This window comes from Treponema sp. (assembly GCF_024696245.1).
Lineage (GTDB): Bacteria > Spirochaetota > Spirochaetia > Treponematales > Treponemataceae > Treponema_D.
Window position 1 is genome coordinate 1 of sequence record NZ_JAILGZ010000116.1, and the last position, 6310, is coordinate 6310.

At 37.4% G+C, this 6310-nt stretch carries 4 protein-coding genes; all 4 read right to left on the reverse strand.

Annotated features, from left to right (window positions below; genetic code table 11):
• Positions 1–1026 (reverse strand): CDP-glycerol glycerophosphotransferase family protein (locus K6D58_RS08265; protein ID WP_296829591.1); only part of this gene is annotated, 1026 nt, incomplete at its 3' end.
• A complete protein-coding gene (locus K6D58_RS08270; RefSeq protein WP_296829594.1) occupies positions 1026–3731 on the reverse strand; it encodes a YidC/Oxa1 family membrane protein insertase in 2706 nt (901 codons plus the stop codon). The genes K6D58_RS08265 and K6D58_RS08270, both read right to left, overlap by 1 nt.
• A gap of 125 nt (positions 3732–3856) precedes the next feature.
• A complete protein-coding gene (locus K6D58_RS08275) occupies positions 3857–4921 on the reverse strand; it encodes a glycosyltransferase family 4 protein (RefSeq protein WP_296829596.1) in 1065 nt (354 codons plus the stop codon).
• A gap of 128 nt (positions 4922–5049) precedes the next feature.
• On the reverse strand, positions 5050–6310 hold a 1261-nt coding region (locus K6D58_RS08280), incomplete at its 5' end, for a methyl-accepting chemotaxis protein (protein ID WP_296829599.1).

Below are 6310 nucleotides of genomic sequence, written 5' to 3' on the forward strand. Positions count from 1 at the left end.
GTAGAGACATCCGGCATCATAAGGACGTGGGTCAAATTTGGTGTCCGCATAAATAATTGGACGGTCACATAATAATGTGTAATCAAATACAACACCAGAAAAATCAGTAATAAGAATGTCTGCACTGTTTAAAACTGCAAGGTTATCATTATCAAAATTCCAGCTAAGTTTTGGTGTGTTTTTATATTGCTCCATAAGAGAATCAAGCATTTCTTTTTCAGAAATTTTTGACTGTGGATGTGGACGAACAATTATTTCAAATCCTGTAGCAAGTAAAGCATCTATTATTTTATTTCCAAACTTACTCAGTATTGCACTTGGACCCCAGCTTGGTGCAAGGAGTACTTTTAAATTATTCATATCTGGACCTTTATATGCAGGAAGCTCTTTTAGGTGCTCCAGTGCAGCATCCATATAAGTTGAACCAACTGTTACGAGTTCTTTTTTGTTTATACCACGGATTTTTTCAATCTCACGAATATCTGCTGCCTGATAATCCCCTGTAAGCAAAACACTATCATAATAATCGAGGCCAAACATACGATATCCAACTTTGTCATCAACAGTATGTGGAATATGGGCATAATGTTTTGTGTATTTTGAACGTTTCCACTGTAAAACATCTACACCTGGAGTAGAAGAAAGAAGAACATCACAATTTAAAAAATTAAGTCTGTTAAAACCTTTATTTCCTTCTCCGATAAATTCTGCTTTTACATTTTTATAATTAGCTGAAAGTGCTGGGTCATCAGGTGATTGTGTAAAATAAGTAAGGGAAAGTCCTCTTTTTTCAAATTCATCACATACTGGTTTAAATACATTCCAATACCTTTTTGAATCCGTATAAATTGCATATGGTATTTTTGATTTTGAGAAATTGTCTTTTTTACCTCCAGAAAGAACAATCTGAAGTTTTATAAAAAGAGCACGTGCCAGAAAAAATAAAGTTGTAGCGGCTCCAATGAAAACAGAGAAGAGCATACTTCCTGTTCCCGGATCTATATATAGTAAATTGTTAAATAACATTAGTGTTCCTCCTGTGTCCAATTGTTGCTGTTAAATATGTTATCTTTAACTCTGTACCAGTCTGTTTTCTTAGTGTCATGTACATATTCACCAGAATTATGGTATGGCATGAAGATATCGGAAAGACATACGAGTGCACCATCTTCTTTAGCGGATGAATCTACAATTTTCCCTGTAAAAGGATTTTTAGGTTCATCGATAAGACCTTTAAGAAGAAGAGAAGGTCCATCTGCATTTGTCATGAAGTCTTCGTTAACAATAAGTTTGCCTTTTGAATTAAAGTCTTTATACATAAGCAGAGGATGATAATGTCCAGGACCAATTTTTTCAAATTTACTGTCCCATTCATAACCGACTTCTTTTGAAGTTGCACCATGATCAGCAACAATTACAATTCTTGTATTGTCGTAACAGTCATTGGCCTTAAGATATTCAAGCCATTCTCCTATACGTTTAATAGAACCTGCAAATGAATGGTAATCTCCATTATGTGCATATTCAGAAGTTCCAAAATTGGTGATAGTTGTAGCAGGTTTATAGTCTGGAGCCTGAAGGAAGAGATTATCATGAGTAGCATTATTTACTAAATTGACATAAGTATTTTTAGTCTTTGAATCAAAATCTGTAAAACGTGGTAAATATTCAAGTACAGAATAACCGTCAAGATAATCATTATAATCTGCATTGGATTTATTTGTAGACCAATATTCTCCGTCATTATAAAAAGCCGGTCTAAGTACTAAAGGTGATACTCTGAAAAATCCGTACCAAAGAATATTTCTTTTTAAGGTTGAACTTACAACGTTAAGATTTGCAGTATCCTGATGTTCTTTATACCATAAGTCAGTATAGATTGCGTCTGTATGATGAGATTCAATTTCCGGGTATTTATCATAGATGGAAAGATCAGGTATCCAGCTGTAATTTGCCCATGATGGATCAGTTACTGTAGCAGAATAATCATCTCCCTGTTCTGTAAAAATTCTAGGAAGAAGAAGGAGGGCTTCGTTTGTTTTATCCTTTAATTTTTCTGATTTCTTTTCATTGATAGCTTCAGGTGTATATTCATAGCCACCAAAACAAGGAGGAGAACCTAAAAGTGTATGTCCATTGAAGGAAACTGTGTTTTCATAGAATGTAAATCCAGAAAACTGTTCATATAATTCAGGACATTCTTCAAATAATGGTTCAATATATCTTGCCTGAGCCCTATCTATATAAAGATAGAAAACATTATTTCCTGTTTTTGATAAATGGAAAATCGGTTTGATTTCTTTTACCATGCTGACATTTTTAGCAATCTTTTCCTGGTATGATTCATAACCTTTATTTATTTTTGAGATATTGGTTATAGAAACGAAAATAAGACTGGCACTTATAATTACAAAGAAATAGTTTAGGAATTTTGTAACTTTGAATTTATAAATTACTATTAAAGCAGCTGCTATAATAAGCATGGATAATAAGTTGATGATTATCATACCTGATGATGAATCTACTGTAGAAACTTCAGTAAATTTAAGCAGTTTACTTAAAGTACCATAATCTCCCATAAATACAAAACTATTTATCAGACTTGCTCCAAAAAGGAAAGAAAGAGCAAAGGCTATTAAAGTCTGCATTCTTTCATGGAAAAGGAAGAAAATAAGTGAACACCAGATAATAAATATTCCGGCTGACTGGCTTAATGTATTACCAACATAGAATAATGGAGAAGCAATTCCATCAATTCCACAAAATTCTTCTGGTGAAGAAGAAATAAGAAGTGTAGGTAAAAGAAGTCCCACCAGCAAAGTAAGGCCGATTGCAGAAGCTGCAAAAAGTCCAAGACGCATCTTAAAGTTGTCCTTTAAATGGGCAAAAGGTTTGTCTATAAGATAGTTGCTTACCTTTACAAAAAGTGGTGCAAAGTAAACAAGGGCAAACATTGCTGCAACAAGAAGGGCTCTCTTAACTGCAAGAACGTGGCCTGCAAACATCCAGATAATAAGGGCTGTAACACCGGCACAGGCAATGGCATACAAAGTCCATACAGGATGCTTAAGCTTATAGAAAATATTTTTCACAAGAGAGAAAAGGTTGTTAAGAGTCCAGTAGGCAACCAGACCTGCAGGTGAATCATAAAGAATTACAACAAAGACCAGGGCAAGACCGTAAGTTTGAATCTTGTCACGTAAAGGCAGTCCCTTTGTGTAAATGGTTCCGCTTATCATGTTGATAAGGGTCATAAGGATAGGAAGAATATTTACGTGGAAGGCACCGATTGTAAAAAGTGAATCAGGAGCACCCATGTCCCTGATAAAGAGAAGGCTCTGACCGTTAAGGGCTGTCATGTTTGAAAGACAGGTGTAAGCGGCGGTAAAGAAAGGAATCTGAATCAAAAGACCGAATGCAGAACGAAGGGACATAATCGGATGATAATGCTGCTGTCTGTAATAGGTAGAAAGAATCATATACTGTTCGTTTCCTTTAAAGACAGCCTTGATTTTATCAACTTCGCCTTTCATGGCTTTCTGCTTGTCACGTTCAACCTGCTGCCAGTGTTCTGCAACAATGTAAAGCGGAAGGGTAAGGAGACTGACTGCAAAACTTACACCAAGAATTGCAAAGCCTGTATTGTCAAACAGTTTGGAACAGAAGCTGAAAACCAGTTCAATTATCTGTGTCAGCGGGTAAATAACCAGAGAGTAAAAAACAGATCCCATATATTTCCTCTATATATAAGTAATAACTTTTTTCTTTAATTTTAATGAAAAGCCCCTCAGATGGCAACAAGCCCGGCTTTTACCAGTCTGGGGCCTGCCATTAGCCAGCCATTTAAGGGTGAATTTCAGTAAAAGGAGCGTATTTTATCAAGTAAAAGCCTTGCTGCGTTATCGTAGGTGTATTTTTTAAGAACAGCCTCACTGTCTCCCACAGGCTCTCTTAAAATTTCTTTAAGGTTTACACCTGAATTATCCGGGTCTATATAGTGAACTGAATCCCCATAAATCTCCGGAAGGCATGCTGCTTTAGAAACTACAGCCTGACATCCTGTGCTTAAGGCTTCTAATGGGGGAATGCCAAATCCTTCGTAGTAACTTGGAAAAATAAAAGCCCGGCATTTTTTCATCAGGGCCTTTACTTCTCCGTCAGAAACATAGCCTGCCAGGGTTACGTTTTTTAATTCCTTAAGGACTTCAAGCTCCTGTGGAACAAGACCGCTAATGGCTTTACCGCTTACGGCAAAATGTTCATCAGGATGCTTTGCTGCGTAACGGGCAATCCAGGCAAGATTTTTTCTGCGGCTAAGACTTCCTAAGGTAAAGTAAAAGTCTTTTTGCAAAAGTTCAGGGAATCGCTTAAAAATGTCCTGGTCTTCTTCTACGCAATTAAAATGCTCCCAGCCGTTTGGGATAACACTTACCCGGTCTGCATTAATTCTATAGCGTTTAACAATTCTTTCTTTGCTGAATTGAGAAACCGTAAAGACCTGTCTTGCATTGCGGGCAATATTTTTGTAGCAGAAAGAGCTGTAGAGTTTTACAAGCTTATCCTTAAAGGAAGTAAAGTCTTCCGGACAGTCAGCTGCATATATGTCGTGAATAAAAGAAAAGCCGCAGTATTTCCCACGGGGTGCAGTGTTTGAAAAGTTAAGGCCGGTTGCCTTGAGCTTTTTGCAGGCTTTCTTAAATACACCCATGTCCCATTTAGGAAAACGGCTGATGGATTCAGGAGAAATTATTATTTTAATGTTTTTGAATTCAGGAAAAAGTTTTGCATTTGAAGCTATCAGAATGTAAAAATCGTCTTTATTTGTAAGGAGGGCATCAAGACGTCTGCAGGTCTCCCATGCAAAACGCTCTATACCTGTAAGGTTTCTGTTAAGGAAGTTTCCGTTTATTAAAATTTTCATATCTTTATTATAGTACCTGTAATGGCTTTTGTCTTGAGGACCTGCAATAATAAAAAGAGCCGGACTTAAATTGAAGTGCGGTTTACCTTCAAAAAAAGTCCGGCTCTTTTATTCACTTTCAATCAAATTCAGACTTTAAAGCGGTCTATCTGGTTTCCGATCTGGTTGATGGAATCCTTCATCTTAAGGGCAATGCTTGAGAGGGCAGCACCGGTTTCGTTAATTTTTCTTGCTCCGGTTGACATCTCAGTCATGTTCTGGTTCATTGAAACTGTAGCATCCTGAAGGTTCTTTACTTCAGAAAGAATCATCTTGTTGCCTTCTTCCATTTCTGTAGAAGCATTACGAACTTCTACCGTACTGTCATTCATATTATGAAGGGCTTCTGTAATCTGCTTGGAACCTTCGTTTTGTTCTTCCATGGCACTCTTAATCTGAAGTACAAGTTCATCTGTCTCTGCAAGTTTTTTAGAAACTGCTTCAAAGGCTGTACTTGCTTCTGTAGAGGCAGTAACTACATCGTTAATGGATTCCTTGATGCTGTTAAGCTGAGTTCCGATAGTCTTTGACTGGGCTGTAGATGTTTCTGAAAGTTTTCGGATTTCGTCTGCAACTACGGAGAATCCTTTTCCTGCTTCTCCTGCATGAGCTGCTTCGATTGCGGCATTCATGGCAAGAAGGTTGGTCTGGGAAGCGATGGCCGAAATTGCAGTATTTGCTTCCTGAAGCATCTGTGACTGGGTTTCTATCTGCTGAACCCTTTCGTTAACAGCCTGCTGTTTTGTAAATCCTGACTGGGCATTATTGCGAAGGGTAGAGAAAGAATCTGCCATCTTTTCTACACTCTGATTTACGGATGTAATGTTGCCAATCATCTGTTCAACTGCAGCAGAAGCCTGAGTAACTCCGGAAGACTGACTTTCTATCATGTGTTCCAGGGATTCAATATTGGAAGCAATTTCGTTTACCGCTCCTGCAGTCTGATTTACACTGTGTCCCTGATTCTCTATCTGACGGTGCATGCTTTCTATGTTTGCAATAATCTGGGTAATTGAACTTGCAGTATCTTCTGCAGAAGCTGACATGTCTTCACCTGCAATTGTAAGTTCATCTTTAGAAGATTTTACTTCTGAAATAATATTCTGAAGTTTTGCGGCAAAGTTATTAAAGCCGTTTACAACCTGACCGATTTCGTTTCTGGATTTAATTTCAATTCGTTTTGTAAGGTCAGCATCTCCGGAAGCAATGCCGTTAATAGTGTCCTGAACAAGAGTAAGTGGTTTTAAAGAAACCATAAGGGCAATAGCACCCATTACAACAAGAATAATGATGGCTATGATACTTCCGAGTATAAGTGTCATTTTTACATCATTTACAACTGCAGTAATC